Genomic DNA, 20,667 nt, shown 5'->3' with positions numbered 1-20,667 from the left:
GCTGCCTAATGGGTGCGGCGCGACGCCGCGACCGGCGAGTCGGAGGACCGGCCGGCACTTTTCACCGGGTCCTGGCTGACCGGGAGCCTGGCCAGGACACCCCTGATAATGCTGTGCGCCGTCTCACCTGCGCTGGCTGCTTTCCGGTCGAGGATGATCCGGTGTGCCAGCACGGAATCTGCCACGCTGATGACGTCGTCCGGGAGAACGAAATCGCGGCCGTCCAGGGCTGCGGTGGCCTTGGCCGCCCGCAGCAACTGAAGCATGGAGCGCGGGCTGGCTCCGAGCCGCAGCAGCGGGGTTTCACGGGTGGCCCGGCCTACCGAAACGGTGTATTCCTTGACCGCCTGGGAGACGTAAACCTGCTGGACGGTAGCGATCATGGCCGCGACGTCGGCGGCGGTGACAACGGGGGAGACGTTGTCCAGCGGCGATGACGCCTGATGCGTCTCGAGCATTTCTATCTCGGACTCCTTGTCCGGGTAGCCCATCGAGATGCGGGCCATAAACCGGTCGCGCTGGGCTTCCGGGAGCGGATAGGTGCCTTCCATCTCGATGGGGTTCTGCGTGGCCACGACCATGAATGGCTCGTCGAGCTTGTAGGAGTCCCCGTCCACGGTGACCTGATGCTCCTCCATGCACTCCAGCAGTGCCGACTGGGTCTTGGCCGAGGCGCGGTTTATTTCATCACCAATGACAATGTTGGCAAACACGGCCCCGGGCCGGAACTCAAAGAGCCGCGAGGACTGGTTGTAGATGGACACCCCCGTCACGTCCGAGGGCAGGAGATCCGGGGTGAACTGGATCCGGCTGACGGTGCAGTCAATGGTCCGGGCGAGGGTTTTGGCCAGCAACGTCTTGCCCACCCCGGGGACGTCCTCCAAAAGGAGATGCCCCTGGGCCAGCAGTACCGTCAGGGCAAGCCTTGCTGCATCCGACTTTCCGTCAATGACGGTGTTGATCGAGTCCAGGATCCGCCGGCTGGCTGCGTGGAACTCCTCGGCGTCCATGGCCGCAGCCTTATGGCCGTTCAGATGGCTCACCGGCTCCGTGACAGCTGTGAAATTTCGCGGGGCAGGAGCCATTTCGTTTACTGCGGTGCGGCGATGAGGGTCCATCTGCGCTCCTTTCAGCCCGGGGATCACCTGGGACGGGACAGCAGGCCTGCCTTCGACCTCGGTGGACATTCGGATCTGTTCGTACCAGCCTACTAACACAACTGGCTTTGCAGACAGAGAGTTCCGCGAATTCCGGAGGGATCTGACGCCGCTAGTGTGGAGGGATGTGCAATCCGCTGATTCCCGCCGCTTACCGGTCAGCCGGGCCCGACGCCGCGGCGGGGCCGGGCCCGCAGGCGCGGCAGGACTTCCCGCCCGCCCCGGAGCCTTTGCCGGTGCCTGTCATGGACAACCACACGCACCTCGATTTCCCCAACGGTGACAAGCCTGTCGCCATCGCCGCGGCGTTGGACGCCGCGCAGGCCGTTGGGGTCCAGGGCGCAGTCCAGGTGGGGTGCGACCTTGAGTCCTCCCGGTTCACGGTCCAGGCAGTGGACATGGACAGCAGGCTGTTGGGAGCGGTGGCGCTGCATCCCAATGACGCCCCGAAGTACGCGCAGCGAGGCGAGTTGGAGGAGGCCTTGGCTGAGATCGAGCAACTGGCCGCCCATCCGCGCATCCGCGCTATCGGCGAAACCGGCCTTGATTTTTACCGCACCGAGGGGGAGGGCCTGGCGCACCAGCGCTATTCCTTTCGGCGGCACATCGACATCGCCAAGCGCCTCGACCTGACCCTGCAGATCCATGACAGGGACGCGCACGACGACGTCGTCCAGGTTTTGCGCGAAGAGGGAGCGCCGGAGCGGGTCGTCTTCCACTGCTTTTCGGGTGATGAGGAGCTCGCCAGGATCTGCAACGCGGCAGGCTGGAACATGTCGTTCGCCGGCACGCTGACCTTTAAGAACGCAGCAAACCTCCGGGCGGCGCTCGCCGTGGCAGATCCGCACCTGGTGCTGGTTGAAACTGATGCGCCGTTCCTGACCCCGCACCCGCACCGCGGCCGTCCGAACGCCAGTTACATGGTGCCGTACACGGTCCGGGCCATGGCCGAATTGACAGGAACCGACCTGGCCGAGCTCTGCTCCCGGATCAGCGAAAATACCGTGCGGGCATACGGTTCCTGGGCCTGAGGAGGGGGCAGTCGGGGACCTTGCAAAGCATACTTCGTATGCAAATTTCTTGGCCGCTTTATAACGCTACGGTTACAGTGGGTAACTATTAGCCGGGGTCGGGGAAGGCCTTCGGATTATTTCACTTCACTCGCAGCAGGACCCGGCAAGGCTTTCTTGCCCCCTGCCTGCCTTGCGGAGTGTGGCGGCGCAATGGTGGCCGGAGCTGTCCCTACGGGCAACTGCCGGCTATTTTACTGCGTTTTTCCCCGTGCCCGGATGGTCCTATAGATACGGGCAATCGTGGTCAAGGTCTTCACAACGGACGGCAAGTTCAGCTTTGTCAAAGTCGGCACCCAACTCGTAGTGCTCTGCGCACTGGTGCTGGGGCTTGTCGCCTTCGTAGGAAATAACAAAACCGTTACCCTCAACGTCGACGGCAAAGTGACCTCGGTCCAGTCCTTCGGCGGCACGGTTGGCCAAGTGGTCAAGAGCGCCAACGTGGAACTGAAGCCGGCCGACCGCGTCTCGCCCTCGGCGGACGTCAAAGTGGAGAACGGCACCGTAATCAACGTCAACATGGCCAAGGCCGTGAAGGTCAGCCTGGATGGTTCCGAGAAGACCGTCAGCACCACGTCCCCCGATGTTGCGGGCCTCGTCACCGAACTCGGAGTCGCCAGCGCCTCGGCGGTTTCCGTCCCGAAGGACGCGCAGCTCGCCGTGGACGGCTCATTCGTCTCCATCTCCACCCCCAAGGCTGTCAGCATCCTGGTCGATGGCCGGGTCGCCGCGGCAACCACGACGGCGGGAACAGTCGCCCAGGTGCTTGAGGATGCCGGCATCACGCTCGGCGTCGACGACCGCACCTCGCAGCCCGGCAACGCCCACGTGGTGAACAACATGGTGGTTAAGGTTTCCCGCGTCGATACGAGCCAGACGGCAGCCACCACCGAAGACATTGGTTTTGACAGCATGACCACTGAGAGCGCAGAGCTCTTCAAGGGTGAGAAAGAGGTCACCCAGGCCGGAGCAGCCGGAAAGGTCAGCAAGACCTTCAAGCTGGTGATGGTGGACGGCCGTGAAGCCTCCCGCACGCTGGTCTCCGAAACGGTTTCCGAACAGCCTGTGACCGAGAAGGTCACCGTGGGCACCAAGGCCAAGCCTGTCGCCGCGGCTCCGGCCGCCGGCACGAACACGGGCGCATCGGCCCCCGCCATGATGAATGAGGCCATGTGGGACAAGATCGCCCAGTGCGAATCCACCGGTAACTGGTCCATCAACTCCGGCAACGGCTACTACGGCGGCCTGCAGTTCGATATCCGGACCTGGATCGGTGCCGGCGGCGGGGCTTACGCGCCGAACGCCAGCCTCGCTACCAAGGCTCAGCAGATCGACATTGCCAACCGCGTTTACGCGCAGCGTGGCCTCCAGCCCTGGGGCTGTGGCTGGGCCGCCACAAGCTAGGGAAGCAAGCGCAGGAACCGACTGCGCAAGCCCACCGGCGGCAGCTGACCACAGCCGCCTGGCAGGCACAGAGCCGCAAGGCACGCAGGCGGAAGCACCGCACGCAGGCACGACCGGTCCCGGGTTCCGGGGCCGGTCGCTGCCGTTAAGAGGCCACGGCGCTGATGGGCGCCGGGATAGGATACCTAGGTGACTGAACCGACTGCTGCCGCGCCCGCACCCCTCTTCGGTGCCTCCGACATTCGCCGGCTCGCGGAGGAAATCGGGATCCGGCCCACCAAAACACTTGGCCAGAACTTTGTCATCGACGGCAACACCATCCGCAGGATAGTCTCTGTGGCCAACATCGGCCCGGAGGAGACAGTGCTTGAAGTCGGGCCTGGCCTCGGTTCCCTGACACTTGGGCTGCTGGACGCCGCGAAGGCGGTGGTCGCCGTCGAAATCGATCCCGTCCTGGCAGCGAAGCTGCCCGAAACCGTCAAGGCGTGGCGGCCGGAGGCGGCAGAGGCGTTCCATCTGGTGCAGGGCGACGCCATGAGAGTGACTTCCCTGCCGGTGGAGCCCACCGCCATTGTGGCCAACCTCCCGTACAACGTGGCGGTCCCCGTGGTCCTGCACCTTCTCCAGCATTTCCCCAGCCTTCAGCACGGGCTGGTGATGGTCCAGGACGAGGTGGCTGACAGGCTGGCAGCCGGGCCGGGGTCAAAAACCTACGGAGTACCTTCGGTCAAGGCCGCCTGGTACAGCAGCATGCGCAAGGCGGGCGTGATTGGCATGAACGTTTTCTGGCCGGCGCCAAAAATCAACTCCGGCCTTGTCGCCTTCACCCGGCGGGAACCGCCTGTCACAACAGCAACCCGTGAGCAGGTGTTCGCCGTAATCGACGCCGCCTTCGCCCAACGCCGAAAAACACTCCGCGCCGCCCTGGCCGGCTGGGCCGGGGGAGCCGCCGAAGCCGAGCGCTGCCTCGTGGCGGCCGGCATTGATCCAACCGCCAGGGGCGAAGTCATAGACATCACCGCGTTCGCACGGATCGCCGAAGCCCGCGAGGCCGCCGAGGCCTCCGCATGAACGCGCTGGCGGGGCGTTTCCCCGCCCGGACCGTCAGGGTCAAGGCGCCCGGAAAAGTCAACGTTTCCCTGGATGTAGGGCCACTGCGGCCGGATGGCTACCATTCTGTGGCCAGCGTGTACTTGGCGGTATCGCTCTACGAGGAAGTAGCGGCCACCAGCACCGAGACCCCGGGAATCACCGTGAGCATCAGCCCGGACAGCACCCTGGACCTGGACGGCGTGGATATCCCGCTGGATGAGAACAACCTTGCCTACAAGGCCGCGGCCATCATGGCGGATGTGTCCGAGCACGCCACCGGGGTCCACCTGGAGATCACCAAGCGGGTACCGGTGGCCGGCGGCATGGGCGGGGGCTCAGCCGACGCAGCTGCAACGCTCCTGGCCTGCGACGCACTGTGGAACAGCGGGTTGTCCCGGGACGAGCTGGCGCACCTGGCTGCGGAATTGGGTGCCGATGTCCCGTTTTCCCTTCTGGGCGGCACCGCCGTCGGGCTCGGCCTGGGCGATGAACTCTCTCCCGCATTGGTCAAAGCGCAGACTGATTGGGTCCTGGTTGCCGCCGATTACGGGCTCCCCACCCCGGAGGTCTACCGCACCCTGGACCGGCTTCGCGAAGCCGAGGGCCTGGGCACCCAGGAGCCTACCTCCGTGGATCCCAAGATCCTCGAAGCCCTCCGGAGCGGAGATGCCGATGCCCTCAGCCGCGTCCTGGTGAACGACCTCCAGCGGGCTTCCATTGAACTTGCACCCGCACTGCGCGATACGCTGGGCATTGGAGAATCCCACGGAGCCATCGCTGGGATCGTCTCCGGTTCCGGGCCTACAGTGGCGCTGTTGACCCACAATCCAGCCGCCGCCGAAAGCCTGGCAGAGGACCTGCGGCACTACGGTCTGACCGCCCTCGCTGTCCACGGGCCTGTACCGGGGGCCCGCATCATCTCCGATACGCTCCTCTGACCCCCGACTCCACCACTTCCGACTTTTCAGCAGCAGAAAGCAGTCCTCTTTTGGCACACCTTCTTGGCGGCGAGAGCCTCACAGTCTCGTACGCGACCCGCACCGTCCTGGACGGCATCACCCTCGGTCTCGAAGAGGGTGACCGGATCGGAATGGTGGGCCGGAACGGCGACGGCAAGTCCACGCTGATGCGCCTGCTGGCACTGCGCTCAACCCCCGATTCCGGCCGGGTCACCAAACGCGGCGACGTAAACATCGGGTACCTGGACCAGAGCGACGTGCTCGACGGCGACCTCACTGTGGGTGCCGCGATCGTCGGGGACCAGGCGGATTACGAATGGGCGCGCAACCCGCAGATCCGCGAGGTGATGGGCGGGCTGGTGTCCGACGTCGACTGGCACGCGAACGTCCACGCCCTCTCCGGCGGCCAGAAGCGGCGCGTGGCCCTTGCCAAGCTCCTCATCGAAGACCACGACGTCATCATGCTTGACGAGCCCACCAACCACCTCGACGTGGAAGGCGTGGCCTGGCTTTCCCGCCACCTGAAGACCCGCTGGCGGGCCAACCAGGGCGCCTTCCTGGTGGTCACGCACGACCGCTGGTTCCTGGACGAGGTCTGCACCAAGACCTGGGAGATCCACGACGGCATCATGGACCCGTTCGACGGCGGCTACGCAGCCTACGTGCTGGCCCGTGCCGAGCGTGACCGCTCGGCTTCTGTGGTGGAAAGCAAACGCCAGCAGCTCGTCAAAAAAGAGCTGGCCTGGCTGCGCCGCGGTGCTCCGGCCCGCACGGCCAAACCCAAATTCCGCATTGAGGCCGCCAACGCCCTGATCGCCGACGTGCCCGAACCCCGCGACTCCACGGCCTTGAGCAAGATGGCCACCGCACGCCTGGGCAAGGATGTGCTGGACCTGGAAAACGTCTCGCTGGACTTCCTCGGCGGCGACGAAGGGCAGAAACTGTTCGACAACATCACCCTGCGCCTGGCACCGGGGGAGCGGCTGGGCCTGGTGGGCGTCAACGGAGCCGGCAAGACCACCCTGCTCAAGCTCCTCAACGGTGAAATCGAGCCGAGTTCCGGCAATGTCAAGCGCGGCAAGACCGTGGTCACCGCGGTGCTGACCCAGGAGGTCAAGGAGCTCGACGACGTCTCTGACCTGCGTGTGATCGAAGTGATCGAGCGCGAAAAGCGCTCCTTCAACGTGGGCGGCAAGGAATTCACAGCCGGGCAGCTCGTGGAGCAGCTTGGCTTCACGAACGAGAAGCAGTGGACCCCGGTCAAGGACCTCTCCGGCGGTGAGCGCCGCAGGCTCCAGCTGCTGCGCCTGCTGGTGGGGGAGCCCAACGTCCTGATGCTCGATGAGCCCACCAACGATCTCGACACCGACACCCTCGCCGCCGTCGAAGACGTCCTTGACGGCTGGCCCGGCACCCTCGTGGTGGTGAGCCACGACCGTTACCTGCTGGAGCGCGTCACCGACCACCAGATGGCACTCCTGGGCGACGGGAAGATCCGCGCCCTGCCGCGCGGCGTTGACCAGTATCTGGAACTGCGTGAATCCGCGCTGGCAGGCTCCACGATCACCGGCGGCGGCAACCCCGTCACCGGCGCCAGCGGAAGCGCCACGCCGGCAGCATCCGGAGCCTCCGAAGGCGAAAAGCGGGATGCCCGCAAGGCCAAGAACCGCATCGAGCGCCAGCTGGGCAAACTGGAACAGGCCGAGAAGAAGCTCCACGACCAGATGGTCAAGAGCACCAACTCCAACGACTTCGACGCCCTCGCCGAGCAAAACAAGAAACTCAAGGACCTCGCCGGCGAACGCGAAGCCCTCGAACTCGAATGGCTCGGAGCCCTGGAAGTCCTCGGCGAATAGTCACCACTACGCTCCTCACCCGTGGGCTGTTTGTTCAGGTCGCGACTCGGCCCCTTCCGGGTGGCCGCGTTGGGTGCCGGAGTTGGCCCTTCCGCGTCGCTTAGACACGGCACATAGGGAGCGCTCCGGTCGCTAAGCGACCTGCGCACTCCGATGTGCCGCGATGCGCTCCTTTCGGAAGAACCAGCTCCGGCGAGCAGAAGTCACCTTCCCGAGGGAACGAGTCCCGACAACGAACCCCCACTGATGCAATAGCGGTGCGGGGGCCCTTCGCCGCGAAGGTGACGCAATTGCCTGTGAAGGTGACCGCGGGAACGGCAACCTCTACGCCCCGGACTTCAGCTCCGGGTCTTTTTGGAGGCCGGTGAGGCCGTTCCAGGCGAGGTTGACCAGGTGCGCGGCTACGGTTTGTTTGTCGGGCCGGCGGCTGTCCTGCCACCACTGGCCGGTCATGGCCACCATGCCCACGAGCATCTGGGCGTACATGGCGCCGTCTTCGGCGCTGAAGCCGCGGCGGTCGAACTCGTCGGACAGGATGTGTTCCACGCGGGCTGTGACCTGGGAGAGCAGCGTGGAGAAGGCCCCTTCGGGCTGGGACGGCGGGGCGTCACGCATCAGGATCCGGAACCCTTCGCTGCGGTCCTCGATGTAGGTGAGCAGGGCCAGCGCGGCGCGTTCCACCAGGACCCGGGGCTTGGCTTCCTCGGTCAGGGCGGCGGTGATCGAGTCCAGGAGGATGCGGAACTCATGGTCAACCACCCGTGTATAGAGGCCTTCCTTTGAACCGAAGTGCTCGTAGATCACCGGTTTCGAAACGCCCGCGAAGGCGGCGATTTCTTCAATCGTTGTGCCGTCGAGTCCCTTGGCCGCGAAGAGACCACGGCCGACGTCGATCAGCTGGCTGCGCCGTTGCACGCCTGTCATCCGGATGCGGGGTGGGTTGTTACTCACATTTCCATCATGCCTGACCACCATGGATGGGGCCGGAAAAGCGCGGGCGCGGCACAGCCCGGGGCCGGGATCCCTGCTCGTGTCGCGGGCTGCCCTGAACCCATGGCAAAATAAATACTTGTGCCTTGGCCTTGTGCCTCTGGCATGGTCCGCCCTGGTGTAATGGCAGCACCCCGGCCTTTGGAGCCGTGGAGTATAGGTTCGAATCCTATGGGCGGAACTGCTGTGCGATAGAGCGTCCAGTAGGATGAACACGGTGCCCCGCCAGTGATTTGGCCGGTTCGCGCCGCGCCCGGCGCAACGTGTAAACAAGCAAGGAGAGCCCGTACGTGATCCCCGAGAATACCGGCCCAGCCGCCGTCATTGTTCTGGCAGCAGGCGCCGGTACCCGGATGAAATCCCGTACCCCGAAGATCCTGCATGAGATCGGCGGCCGCTCCATGGTGGCCCACGCACTGCTGGCGGCCCGCAGCATCAACCCCGGTCGTCTGGCCCTGGTGGTCCGCCACGAACGTGATCTCGTGGCCGCCCACCTGAACGAGCTGGACCCTGAAGCCCTGATCGTTGACCAGGATGACGTTCCCGGCACCGGCCGCGCCGTCGAGGTGGCCCTGAACGCCCTCGATGCCCAGGAAAAACTTGAAGGCACCGTTGTGGTGACCTACGGCGATGTCCCGCTCCTCACCGGCAGCCTCCTGGCGGAGCTTGTGGCAACGCACGAACGCGAGGCCAACGCCGTCACCGTGCTGACTGCCCTCCTGGACGACGCCACAGGCTACGGCCGGATCCTCCGCCACGACGACGAATCCGTAACCGGCATCCGTGAGCACAAGGACGCAACGGACACCGAACGCCTGATCCGCGAGGTGAACTCCGGGATTTACGCCTTCGACGCCGAGGTCCTCCGGGATGCCCTGCTGCACGTCACCACAGAGAACTCCCAGGGCGAAAAGTACCTCACCGATGTCCTGGGCCTCGCGCGGCAGGCAGGCGGCCGGGTAGCCGCCGTCGTCACCGAAGACCGCTGGCAGGTTGAGGGCGCCAATGACCGCGTCCAGCTCGCCGCCCTCGGCGCCGAACTGAACCGCCGCACCGTCGAAGCCTGGATGCGCTCCGGCGTCACTGTGGTTGACCCTGCCACAACGTGGATTGACTCCACGGTCACCCTGGACGAGGACGTCCGGATCCTGCCTAACACCCAGCTGCACGGGAACACCACAGTGGCAAGGGACGCCGTCGTCGGCCCTGACACCACCTTGACCGATGTCCGCATCGGTGAAGGCGCTAAGGTGACCCGCACGCACGGTTCCGGCGCGGTGATCGGCGCCGGTGCCGCCGTCGGGCCCTTCACATACCTGCGGCCCGGCACAGTTCTGGGTGACACCGGCAAGATCGGCGCGTTCTACGAGACGAAGAACGTCACCATTGGCCGCGGCTCCAAACTGTCCCACCTCGGCTATGCAGGCGACGCGGAAATCGGCGAGGACACCAACATTGGCTGCGGCAACATCACAGCGAATTACGACGGCGAGAAGAAGCACCGCACGGTGATCGGCTCGGGCGTCCGGACAGGTTCCAATACAGTGTTCGTTGCGCCGGTCACCGTGGGGGACGGTGCCTACAGCGGCGCCGGCGCTGTGATCCGCAAAGACGTTCCGGCGGGGGCACTCGTTGTTTCCGTCGCAGCCCAGCGCAACTCCGAGGGCTGGGTTCTCACCCACCGCCCCGGCACGCGCTCGGCTGAACTGGCTGAAGCCGCAGACCACCAGGCGGACATAGAAGCTTCCTCAATTACCCCGGCATCCACAGAAGAGGGCACGCACAAATGAGCGAAATTACGGCACGCGGCGAGAAGAAGCTGGTGCTTGCCGCTGGGCGGGCGCACCCCGAGCTGGCACGGGAAATCGCCAAGGAGCTGGGGACCGAGCTGTTGCCCGTTGATGCCTACGACTTCGCGAACGGGGAGATCTACGTACGCGCCGGCGAAAGCGTCCGCGGAACCGACGCCTTCGTGATCCAGGCCCACCCGGCCCCGCTTAACAACCACCTCATGGAACAGCTGATCATGATCGATTCGCTGAAGCGTGCATCCGCCAAGCGGATCACCGTGGTGTCACCGTTCTACCCGTACGCGCGGCAGGACAAGAAAGGCCGTGGCAGGGAGCCTATCTCCGCCCGGCTCGTAGCTGACCTTTACAAGACCGCGGGCGCGGACCGCATCATGAGCGTTGACCTGCACACGTCCCAGATCCAGGGCTTCTTCGACGGCCCCGTGGACCACCTCATGGCCATCCCGCTCCTGGCCGACTACATCCGCACCCGCGTCGGAGCGGATGACATCACTGTGGTCTCCCCGGACACCGGCCGCGTCCGCGTCGCGGAGCAGTGGGCCGAGCGCCTGGGCGGAGCGCCGCTCGCGTTTGTGCACAAGAGCCGTGACCTCACCGTTCCCAACCAGGCCGTCTCCAAGACCGTTGTTGGCCAGGTCGAGGGCAGGACCTGCGTCCTGATCGATGACATGATCGACACCGGCGGAACCATCTCCGGGGCCGTCCAGGTGCTGATGAACGCCGGGGCGAAGGACGTCATCATCGCCGCCACGCACGCCGTGTTCTCCGACCCCGCCGCCCAGCGACTGTCAGACTCCGGCGCCCGTGAAGTGGTGGTCACCGACACCCTGCCCATCGCAGCCCACCAGCAGTTCCCGCAGCTGACGGTGCTCTCCATCGCACCGCTGATCGCCCGCGCCATCCGTGAAGTTTTCGACGACGGCTCGGTCACCAGCCTGTTCGACGGCAACGCCTGATCACTGCCGTTTTCAGTAATCGGGCCCCGCGCTGGTAAACTCTTTGACGATACCTTGGCGAGGGAGAGCCCCGGGATCCGTTCTGCGGAAACCGGAGTGCAGGTCTCCGTTATCGACTGGGTCTGAATCTCCCTTCTGGAAGGGCCGCCGCAGGGCGCCCGGCGTTGAAGGTCGCAAACAGACCTCCGCCCTTGCTGAACACCGTTTTAGTTTCCGAGGAGATACACATGTCTGAGCAGAAGCTCGCAGCAGAAGTACGCACCGAATTCGGCAAGGGCTTTGCCCGCCGCGCGCGCATGGCCCACCTGATCCCCGCGGTCATCTACGGCCACGGCGCAGAGCCGATCCACATCACCCTGCCCAGCAAGGCCACCACGCTTGCAGTCCGCACGGCCAACGCCCTGCTGTCCCTGGACATCAACGGCGAAGAGCACCTCGCCCTGGTCAAGGACATCCAGCGCGACCCCATCAAGCAGATCATCGAGCACATCGACCTGCTGACCGTCCGCAAGGGCGAGAAGGTTACCGTGGACATCCCCGTCCACGTTGTTGGCGAACTTGCTCCGGGCAACGTCTACAACCAGGAACTCACGGTCATCTCCCTCGAGGCCGAGGCAACCCACCTGCCCACCGCCATCGAGGTCGACATCGAGGGCCGCACCGCCGGCGAGCACATCCACGCTTCTGACCTGGTCCTCCCGAAGGGTTCGGTCCTGCTGGCCGACGCCGAGGCACTGGTTGTTCACATCTCCGAGGCCACCGAGGTCTCCGAGGAAGCGGCATCCGCTGAAACCACCGAAGGCTCCTCGGCTCCGGCCGCCGAGTAAGCACGTCCACCTGGGTGTGGCCGGATCCCCGTTGGGGTCCGGCCACACCTGTGTCCGGACCCTTCTGATGCCGGGCCTGTTCTGATGCCCGGCCTGCGCCGAGGCTCGCGCCCCTTGCGGGTCAGACCCACTTTAGGATTGAACAATGACTGATACCTGGCTGATCGTTGGCCTCGGAAACCCGGGGGCAGAATACAAGGGCAACAGGCACAACGTCGGCCAGATGGTCCTGGACGAAATCGCGGCCCGGATGGGCGGAAGCTTCAAAACCCACAAATCCCGTGCCCAGGTGCTCGAAGGACGGCTGGGGATCGGCGGTCCCCGCGTGGTGCTGTCCAAGCCCATGAGCTACATGAACGTTTCCGGCGGCCCCGTGGCCAGCCTCGCGAACTTCTATGGCATCCTCCCGGACCACGTTGTGGCAGTCCACGACGAGATCGACATCCCTTTTAACACCGTGAAGCTCAAATCCGGTGGCGGGGAAGGCGGGCACAACGGCCTCCGCGATATCTCCAAGGCCCTCGCTACCAAGGACTACCTCCGGGTGCGGGTGGGCGTGGGCCGTCCGCCGGGCCGGATGGAAACCGCAGATTACGTCCTCCGGGACTTCGGCACCGCAGAGCGGAAAGACCTTCCGTTCCTGCTCGATGAGGCAGCCGATGCAGTGGAGATGCTGGTCAAGGAGGGGCTCACCGCGGCCCAACAGAAGTTCCACCCGGCCAAGACCGATGTCCCGTAAAAAAACTTAAAACCCCTGAGTCCCTGTATTCCTGTCTGTGCCAAGGGGTAGTCTTCTTCCTAAGCGGGGGGCGAAGGGGCTTATTCCCGCTATTAGTGGGATGTAGGGGATAAGTTCATGTCAATCGAGCCACTCAGCTGGGGACGTGGGTCATCGCTCAACGACGTTGGGCTACGCACGGACACCGCCGGCATATCTGAGCCACAGCGATGGTCTGTGCCCGCACGCAGCGCAAACCTTGAATCCGTCCGCACGGCGCTGACCAGCACCGGCTCCCTTGGCGTTGTCATCACCGGTGGGCGTGGGGTTGGAAAATCTTCCCTCGCACGGACGGCAGTATCAGAGCTTGGCCCGGATGTCTGGACTCTTCAGCTACGCAGCGGCCCCACATCGGCCCGGACCCCCTACGGTTGCCTGGCCTTCCTGCTCGCGCGCCTGCCGCAAGCGTATATGGGTTCTCCCACCGCGATTCTCCGGGGGATTACATCGCTGATCAGGAGCGACGCCGCAGGGCGGCAGTGTGTGATTACGCTGGACACAGCCGGCAGCATCGATGACATGAGCGCCGGAGTGCTGCTCAACATCCTCCTGACCGGCACTGCCCGCATTGTCGCCGTCGCGCCGCAGATCAGCGATCTTCCCGCTGACTTCCACTGGCTCCTCACCGATCACCGGCTCACCGAGGTCAAACTCGACAACCTCAACGAGCTCCAGACCCGCCAGGTCCTGCTTTCTCTGCTGGGCCACCGGGTATCCGCCTCGCTGGTGAGTACCTTCCACACCATGGTGGGTGGCAACCCGCTGTTGCTCAAGGCTCTTGTCACCGAGCAGCAGCATTCGGGGAACCTGGTGCTTTCGGACTCGGTCTGGACCCTGCGGGACAAGGTGGTGCTGGACGGCGCGGCCAGCCTTGATGACATCGTACGGTCCCAGTGGTCGCGAAAATCCCCCCGGGAACGCGAAGTCATCGAGATGCTCTCCTGTGCCCGGAGCGTGGAGCTCTCAAGGCTTACCGCGGTCTACGGTGCCGGGATCGTGGCCGACATGGAGGACTCCGGCATGCTGGAGATCGATGCGTCGGACAACCGGTGGGTGACCCTGCGCGAGAAGTACCTCGGCGACGTCGTCCGTTCCTGGCTCAGCATCACCCGGCGCAGGGAGCTCCGCAGCCTCCTCCTCGACGGCAAGGACCCGGACCCTGCCACCATGACGGTGGAGGAGCTGATGGCGTTCTCTGCCTGGACGCAGGAATGCGAGGCCGAGCTCAGTCCGGCGATGGCGCTGGCAGCTGCGGAGGCCGCCGTCGAACTCTTTGACCCGCATTTCGCCCTGAGGTACGCGGAGATCCTGAAACGGAACGATCCTCAGTGGGTTCCCGGCCAGAGGCAAAAGGCTGCCGCGTACCTGCTGCTTGACCTCCCGGTGCAGGCCATGGCCGCCCTGGAGGACATCTCCCAACCGCAGCTGGACAACCTTGACGTTGAGGAGTTCGCCAGGGTCATCCAGGCCAAGGCACAGGCAATGGTCTGGCTGCCGGAACATTCGGACCGGGTACCGGGACTGCTGCAGGCAGCAAGGGAACGGCTGGGAGTGGACCCGGGCATCGCCACAGACTGGCCGGAGCCACTGGCCGCCGCGGCCAACCGGATCAGCCTCAGCGAATTCGAGTACCGGGCCTTCGTGGGTGACTACGCTTCTGCCATCCCGGCGCTGGAGGCCGCTGCGGACCCGGAGCAGAACCCCGACACCTGGTTCCGGATGAACTCTGCCATGATCCTCATGAGCGCGTTGTCCATGACCGGGCGCGAAATGGACGCCCTGGGCCTGATGCGGCAGCTCGGCGGGCAGATCTCGGATGCCGCGCAGATTGTGGGTCTGCGCGAACAGTTCAACGGACGGGCCTATATGGTGTTGCTGACCGCCGGTCAGTGGCGCCGCTGCATAAATCTCCTTGACCCGCCGCCGGTGAGTGAAATCCACACGCTTCCCTACCGGAGCGCGGCCGCCGAGTTGTCCGCCGGCGTTGCGTACGTGTACTCCGGCCGGGGTGCTATGGCTCTGGACTCGCTGTTGTCCGCAACCGCCCAACTTGAGCTCCGGCCCGTCCAGAGCATGCTTCGCGCCGCCTACGCGGCCACCGCCCTGGCCTATGCCCAGATCGGCAATGCCGGGCTGTCCCGCAAGTACCTGGACAAGCTTGCACGAACGGGGGGAGTCTCCGATCACGCCACCCGGAGCATCGCAGACTTCTGTGCCGACGTCGCGGGCCGGTGGCTGGGGGACAATGAGGCCGCCTCGCGCCTGAAGCAGTCCGCCCGCGAGGACATCGCAGCAGGCAGGTTCACCCTGGCCGGCATCAGCCTGCTTGGCGCAACCGTCAATGGCACCGACGCCGATTTCAAACTGATGGAAGAGGTGGCCGGCCACCGTCAAGGACCACTTGCCGAAATTTCGCGTCTGATCGCAGTGGGCAGCCGGACCAAGGACGCCAAAACACTGCTGTCCGGCGGTGAACTGGCGGCCACGCTGGAACTCGACGCCGTTGAAGCCCGGTGCATGGCCCTGGCTGTGGACTACGCCAGGCAGGCCGGTGACTCCGTGTCAGCCAGGACCGCCCAGGCGCGGCTGGATATTCTTGCTGCAACGGTGGCAAGTCTGCCCATCGTGCCCAGCAGCGGCAGCCCGCTCCTGACCAGCCGGGAACGCCAGATTGCCCGGCTTGCGGGCCGGGGATCATCCAACCGCGATATCGCGCTGGAGATGGGTGTGTCCGTACGTACCGTGGAAGGCCATCTTTACCAGGTTTTCACTAAATTGGGAGTCACATCCAGGGGTGATCTGACTGGACTCGTCTAAGGCGCACGTTCCGAAACCGGGAGCCGCGTACCGTATGCTCACCGGCCGGCGTGAACCGCTGGACCGGATCTGCAACATCATCCGCAGCCGCACCAGCCAGGCTGTCTACCTGATGGCGGGGCCGGGCATCGGCAAGACTGCGCTGACCGATGCCATCACCGAACGGCTTGCCGCCGAAATGATCATCGTGCAGATCCATGGCAGTTCGTCGCTGGCCAGCGTCCCGTTTGGTGTTCTGGCGCCCTACACAGCGGAACTGAATGCTGAGGACTCGGTATCCTCGGTGGCTGTGCTCCGGTCCGTGTGGAGTTACTTTGAGAAGCTCAAGGGCGGCAAGGAAACGCCTCTGCTGCTGGTGATGGATGATGCCCACCACCTCGATGAAGCGACGGCCAGCATCGTTGCTGACATGATTTCGGCAGGTTGGGCCAGTGTGGTGGCTGCAGGCAGGCCACGTCCCGGACTGCCGCAGCCCATGGCACAACTCTGGTACGACGGCCTCGCCGACCGGGTGGATCTCCGTCCCCTCAACCGCGACCAGATCGAGGAAGTCCTCGCGCACGCGCTGGACGGGACTGTTCCGGCCGGAACGGTTGACACCATTTGGAGCGCTTCGGGGGGAAATCCAAGAATTCTCGATGCCCTCCTCCACGACGCCGCCGAGAGCGGAGTGCTCGCAAAACGGAACGGGATCTGGATGCTTCTGGGGGCGTTGCCTTCCGACGGACCCAAACTCACCGGCGTTGTGGTCAAGGACATGCTGCGCCGCAGCGCTGAAGAGCAGGAAGCACTGAAGTTGGTGGCACTGGCGGGCCCTGTGCGGCGCAAGGTGATCGAGGACATCAGCGGCGCTGAAGTGGTTCGTGCCCTGCTGGACCAGCAGATGGTCGTGGAAAGCACCGGTACACCTGCCGATCTCCGCATGTGGAATGCCATGTTCGGCGAAGCCCTCCGCGGCAGCGTCTCAGTTTCCAGGAGCCTGCAGCTGCTCGAAACCATCCGGGAGCAGCTGGAAACCTCCCCCGCGGGGCCCGAAGGCCGGTTGCGGGCGGTGGAATGGTCCCTGGAATGTGGGTTGAAGGTTTCTGATCCTGAGTTGCTGGAGGCAGCGGACACAGCCTTGGCCCATTTCAGGAACAGGAGCAGCCGGACCATGGCGGCAAGAGTCGCCGATCCGAAGTTGGTTCCGCACTCGCAGGCAGTCCAGGCGCGGGCACTTTTCAACGAAGGCGACTACGCGGGCGCGGCGAGGATAGCGGACAGATGTTGGCTGCAGCCGGGGACAGGCGGGGGAGCCGCCCCGGCGCTGATGCTCAGCGTGATGGCCCACCAGGCGCTCGGTACTCCGCTGGAAGTCCTGGCCGCGCAATACAGGGATCAACTCCGGGGGGTGGATTCCGCTGCGTCCGGCCGGGATTCTCCCGGCGACTCCTCCGACGCCCCATTGAGGCCGTGGTGGGACCAGCTGCTGTGCATGCTGGAACACGGCGAAGCGGGCAACCATACGGCTCTGGCCCGCGAGGTCCAGGAGCCTCACAGCCGCGATTCGGGCGATGCGACCCAGGCTGCTCTTCGCGTGGTGGGGACGGCCTTGTTGGCCCACTCACTGGCCGGTGACGGCCGCGCCGTTCAGGGACTCGAGGCCGCGGTGACGGCAGCCTCGGAACTTCCCGCCCTCCAGGGCGGCGTGTTCTTCTTCAACGAGTTCGTCCTCGGCCGCCTGGTGGCCAACTACCTGGCCCTTGGGGAATGGGAGACGGCCGAGCGTGAGCTCGCGAACTACGTCTCGGGTGACCCTCGCAGCTCCGCCGCGTTCGCCGGCAGCCTGCAGATACTGCGCGGCTACTCGCTGCTGCGGCAAGGCCGGATTGAGCGGGCCTACCAGACGCTGCTGCCAGCCGTGGAGACCCTCAGGCTAAAGGACCCCCAGCAGATGTTCCGGTTCGGATCTGCGCTGGGATTCTATGTGGCGGCCAGGCTCGGTGACGCTGCCCAGGCCAGTCGTTTGGAGCTGGACTACAAGGATGCGGGGCCCGGCCCCGCAAGTCAGGAACTCCTGGCCACCGCCTACGCCGCCGCGGCATCGGAGTACGTCTCACGCGACGGCAAAGGGCTGGCGTCGGTCCATACACTGGCTACTACTCCAGAGGTCTCCGCGCGCGCCGGCATGCTGCTTGAGCTTCTGGCAGTGTGCTGGGACCTGGGCGATCATTCGGTGATTCCTTTGGTCCAGTCCGTCGCCGCGAACGTCGAAGGCCGTTGGGCCGAGGCGATGCTGACTCTCGCCCGGCACTGGGAGTCCGCTGACGCCGATGCCCTCATGGGCACCGCGGCCGCCCTTGAATCAGCAGGGTTCGTCAACCTGGCCAGGGAAGCCTACGCCCGTGCGAGCTCTGTGCTGGAAAACTCCGGGGAACGCCGCCGGGCCCGCCAGGCCGTTGCCTTGCGGGAGAAATGTGATCACGAACTGGGGGAGCGGTTCCGCGAGGGCCAGTTCATCGCCGCAGCTCCCGCCGTCCACCTCACCCGCCGGGAGCAGGACATTGTGGAGCTCGCGGTCCAAGGGCTGACCGACCGTGAGATCGCGCAGCGGCTCATGGTGTCGGTGCGGACAGTGGAAGGCCACCTGTACCGCACCTACGTGAAGCTCGGGGTACGGAGCCGCGACGAACTGGCCAGCGCGCTTCCACGCTGAGGTCACCGTTTTTTTATTCACCCGGCAGCCGCCGCGGACCTGCGGGGATGCCAAGTGGTGGCAGTTACGAAATGCGCGTATCAGCCGCGCGTAACCCGTAGCACGGCCGGGTAGAAGTCGAGTACCTCCTACTCGTGCCCCGGGCGCCCGGAACCGCTTAACTGGAAGAGGCAGAAAGACACGGCGGCAAACGTCGATCGGACTGCCACCAGACTTTCCAGGTCTCGTCTTGAGAAAAACTTCCGGCCCACGGGCCGGACATAGACGGGGCCGGCGACGTCAGAGTCTTCTGAGACCGAGGCTCTCCCCCCAGCCGTCGCCGGCCCTCCTCTCCGCGGGTAGAAGCCCGGAGCTGCTGTGGCGGTTGGCCCTCGGACCGCCGCCACAGTGGTGCTGTGGGACAATTGAGTGTCAATCCATTGGCATCTCAAGGAGTTAGCTTTGGCCTTAGTATCAACGCCTGCCACGCTGGAACGCGCCGTGCCGGCCATGGATAACGCCGAAGTCCTCAGGATCCGCAATGACTTTCCGGTACTGGGCCAGCAGGTCAACGGCCGGCCGCTGGTGTACCTGGACTCGGGTGCCACATCCCAGAACCCGCTCAGTGTGATCGAGGCCGAGCAGGAGTTCTACGAACAGCGCAACGCCGCCGTACACCGCGGCGCCCACCACCTCGCCGTGGAAGCCACCGAAGTTTTCGAGGACGCCCGCCAGACCCTCGCGGACTTCATCGGGGCTGACTACGCCGAGACGGTGTGGACCTCCAACGCTACCGAGGGCCTCAACCTCGTCAGCTACGCCCTGTCCAACGCCTCACTGTGGTCGGCACAGGGCAGGGGGGATGAACGGCTCAGGGAACTCGCCGTCGGCCCCGGAGACCAGATTGTGGTCACTGAGATGGAGCATCACGCCAACCTGATCCCGTGGCAGGAGCTGGCCTTCCGCACGGGTGCCACCCTCCGCTACATCCCCATCGACGACGCCGGCGCGCTGCGGCTGGACGTCGCGGCCGAAATCCTCGGCAACAAGACCAAAGTCCTGGCGTTTACCCACGCCTCCAATGTCCTGGGAATCATCAACCCTGTGAAGGAGTTGGTGGCGCTGGGCCGCAAGGCCGGGGCGTTGGTGGTCCTTGATGCCTGCCAGTCTGCGCCCCACCTGCCGTTGAACGTCAAAGAACTGGACGTTGACTTCGCCGTGTTTTCGGGCCACAAGATGTTGGCCCCCACCGGGATCGGCGTCCTGTACGGCAAGCAGGACATCCTGGACGCGCTGCCACCGTTCCTCACCGGCGGTTCCATGATCACCACCGTGACCATGGAACGGGCCGAGTACCTGCCGGCTCCCCAGCGCTTCGAGGCCGGCACCCAGCGGATCTCCCAGGCCGTCGCCTTGGCCGCTGCTGCCAACTACCTCACGGAAACCGGCCTGGACCGCGTCCACCGCTGGGAAGCTGAGCTCGGCCAGCGCATGGTCGCCGGGCTGGAAGCCCTTCCGGGGATCCGTGTCCTTGGCCCCGCCGCCGGACAGGAAAGGATAGGGCTGGCAGCGTTCGACGTTGAGGGCGTGCACGCGCACGACGTCGGCCAGTTCCTTGATTCCCGTGGGATCGCCGTCCGCGTGGGCCACCACTGTGCCCAGCCGCTGCACCGCCGCCTGGGGCTCACCGCCACCACCCGGGCCAGTGCCTACCTCTATAACACCACCGACGACGTCGATGCGTTCCTCGACGCCGTGGCAGGCGTCCGCTCCTACTTCCGCGTCTAGCGCGCCCCCACCGAAGGATGTATCCATGAGCCTTGACCAGCTGTACCAGCAGATCATCCTTGACCATTCCAAAGCCCGCCACGGCAGCGGCCTGGCCGGGACCGAGGCACCGCTGGGAGCCTCGACTGGCCAGTCGCACCAGCTCAACCCGGTGTGCGGCGATGAAGTCACCGTCCGGGTGGCTGTGGAAGACGGCAAGGTGGCACAGATTTCCTGGGACGGTGCCGGATGCTCCATCTCGATGGCGTCGGCGTCGGTCCTCAGTGAGCTCGCTGAAGGCCTCAGCGTCGCCGAACTGCACGGGATCATCGACAGTTTCCGCGAGGTCCTCCGCTCGCGCGGCAAAATCCACGCCGATCCCGAAATCCTGGGCGACGCAGCCGCCTTCGAGGGCGTGGCCCGTTACGCCGCGCGCGTCAAGTGCGCCATGATCTCGTGGGTTGCCGCCGAAGACGCCGTGAACCAGGCGGCAGCCTAAGCAAGCAGTG

15 protein-coding genes and 1 tRNA gene are annotated in these 20,667 nt (G+C 65.2%); 14 read left to right on the top strand and 2 right to left on the bottom strand.

The annotated features are described in order from the left end of the window. Window positions 1-5: 5 nt before the first annotated feature. The gene (locus tag ACP7AX_RS00355) at window positions 6-1,118 is read right to left on the bottom strand and encodes an AAA family ATPase (protein WP_426224962.1); all 1,113 of its coding nucleotides are present in this window, start codon (window positions 1,116-1,118) and stop codon (window positions 6-8) included. Between the two features lie 164 nt (window positions 1,119-1,282). Here ACP7AX_RS00355 and ACP7AX_RS00350 point away from each other — a divergent pair, with 164 nt between their 5' ends. The 5 genes from ACP7AX_RS00350 to ACP7AX_RS00330 all read left to right on the top strand — a co-directional run bounded on the left by ACP7AX_RS00350 (window position 1,283) and on the right by ACP7AX_RS00330 (window position 7,538). Next, window positions 1,283-2,188, top strand: coding sequence for a TatD family hydrolase (locus tag ACP7AX_RS00350; protein WP_131682074.1), 906 nt, complete (start codon window positions 1,283-1,285; stop codon window positions 2,186-2,188). Between the two features lie 282 nt (window positions 2,189-2,470). Continuing rightward, window positions 2,471-3,631: a transglycosylase family protein gene (locus ACP7AX_RS00345; protein ID WP_426224961.1), complete on the top strand. Its 1,161-nt coding sequence runs from the start codon at window positions 2,471-2,473 to the stop codon at window positions 3,629-3,631. Between the two features lie 189 nt (window positions 3,632-3,820). Continuing rightward, window positions 3,821-4,702, top strand: coding sequence for a 16S rRNA (adenine(1518)-N(6)/adenine(1519)-N(6))-dimethyltransferase RsmA (gene rsmA, locus ACP7AX_RS00340; protein WP_426224960.1), 882 nt, complete (start codon window positions 3,821-3,823; stop codon window positions 4,700-4,702). Further along, on the top strand, window positions 4,699-5,661 hold the full coding sequence (locus ACP7AX_RS00335; protein ID WP_131682071.1) for a 4-(cytidine 5'-diphospho)-2-C-methyl-D-erythritol kinase: 963 nt from the start codon (window positions 4,699-4,701) through the stop codon (window positions 5,659-5,661). The genes rsmA and ACP7AX_RS00335 overlap by 4 nt, the downstream gene beginning before the upstream one ends. 50 nt (window positions 5,662-5,711) lie before the next feature. Next, window positions 5,712-7,538 (top strand): ABC-F family ATP-binding cassette domain-containing protein, encoded by a 1,827-nt coding sequence (locus ACP7AX_RS00330; protein ID WP_426224959.1) that lies wholly within the window; start codon window positions 5,712-5,714, stop codon window positions 7,536-7,538. A gap of 324 nt (window positions 7,539-7,862) precedes the next feature. On the opposite strand, the gene ACP7AX_RS00325 is transcribed toward ACP7AX_RS00330, so the two are convergent. Beyond that, a complete protein-coding gene (locus ACP7AX_RS00325; protein WP_131682069.1) occupies window positions 7,863-8,489 on the bottom strand; it encodes a TetR family transcriptional regulator in 627 nt (208 codons plus the stop codon). Between the two features lie 148 nt (window positions 8,490-8,637). Between ACP7AX_RS00325 and ACP7AX_RS00320 the strand changes: the two genes are divergently transcribed. The 9 genes from ACP7AX_RS00320 (at window position 8,638) to sufU (ending at window position 20,657) form a co-directional block, all read left to right on the top strand. Beyond that, window positions 8,638-8,709 (top strand) — tRNA-Gln (locus tag ACP7AX_RS00320). Between the two features lie 109 nt (window positions 8,710-8,818). Next, window positions 8,819-10,318 carry a bifunctional UDP-N-acetylglucosamine diphosphorylase/glucosamine-1-phosphate N-acetyltransferase GlmU gene (gene glmU / locus ACP7AX_RS00315; protein ID WP_426224958.1) on the top strand — a complete coding sequence of 500 codons (1,500 nt, stop codon included), beginning with the start codon at window positions 8,819-8,821 and terminating at the stop codon, window positions 10,316-10,318. Further along, window positions 10,315-11,295 (top strand): ribose-phosphate diphosphokinase, encoded by a 981-nt coding sequence (locus tag ACP7AX_RS00310; protein WP_131682067.1) that lies wholly within the window; start codon window positions 10,315-10,317, stop codon window positions 11,293-11,295. Before glmU ends, ACP7AX_RS00310 begins: the two co-directional genes overlap by 4 nt. A gap of 227 nt (window positions 11,296-11,522) precedes the next feature. Next, window positions 11,523-12,122 (top strand): 50S ribosomal protein L25/general stress protein Ctc, encoded by a 600-nt coding sequence (locus ACP7AX_RS00305; protein WP_426224957.1) that lies wholly within the window; start codon window positions 11,523-11,525, stop codon window positions 12,120-12,122. A gap of 145 nt (window positions 12,123-12,267) precedes the next feature. Then, window positions 12,268-12,861: an aminoacyl-tRNA hydrolase gene (gene pth / locus ACP7AX_RS00300; protein ID WP_131682065.1), complete on the top strand. Its 594-nt coding sequence runs from the start codon at window positions 12,268-12,270 to the stop codon at window positions 12,859-12,861. A gap of 117 nt (window positions 12,862-12,978) precedes the next feature. Continuing rightward, window positions 12,979-15,717 carry a LuxR C-terminal-related transcriptional regulator gene (locus tag ACP7AX_RS00295; protein WP_131682064.1) on the top strand — a complete coding sequence of 913 codons (2,739 nt, stop codon included), beginning with the start codon at window positions 12,979-12,981 and terminating at the stop codon, window positions 15,715-15,717. A gap of 34 nt (window positions 15,718-15,751) precedes the next feature. Beyond that, a complete protein-coding gene (locus ACP7AX_RS00290; RefSeq protein ID WP_426224956.1) occupies window positions 15,752-18,412 on the top strand; it encodes a LuxR C-terminal-related transcriptional regulator in 2,661 nt (886 codons plus the stop codon). Window positions 18,413-18,853: 441 nt separating this feature from the next. After that, window positions 18,854-20,179, top strand: a complete 1,326-nt coding sequence (locus tag ACP7AX_RS00285) for a SufS family cysteine desulfurase (RefSeq protein ID WP_426224955.1) — start codon at window positions 18,854-18,856, stop codon at window positions 20,177-20,179. 25 nt (window positions 20,180-20,204) lie between these two features. Continuing rightward, a complete protein-coding gene (gene sufU, locus ACP7AX_RS00280) occupies window positions 20,205-20,657 on the top strand; it encodes a Fe-S cluster assembly sulfur transfer protein SufU (RefSeq protein ID WP_131682062.1) in 453 nt (150 codons plus the stop codon). Window positions 20,658-20,667 lie beyond the last annotated feature (10 nt).

The organism is Pseudarthrobacter sp. DSP2-3-2b1, assembly GCF_049895945.1.
Classification (GTDB): domain Bacteria; phylum Actinomycetota; class Actinomycetes; order Actinomycetales; family Micrococcaceae; genus Arthrobacter.
This window is presented reverse-complemented; position numbering and strand designations above follow the sequence as displayed.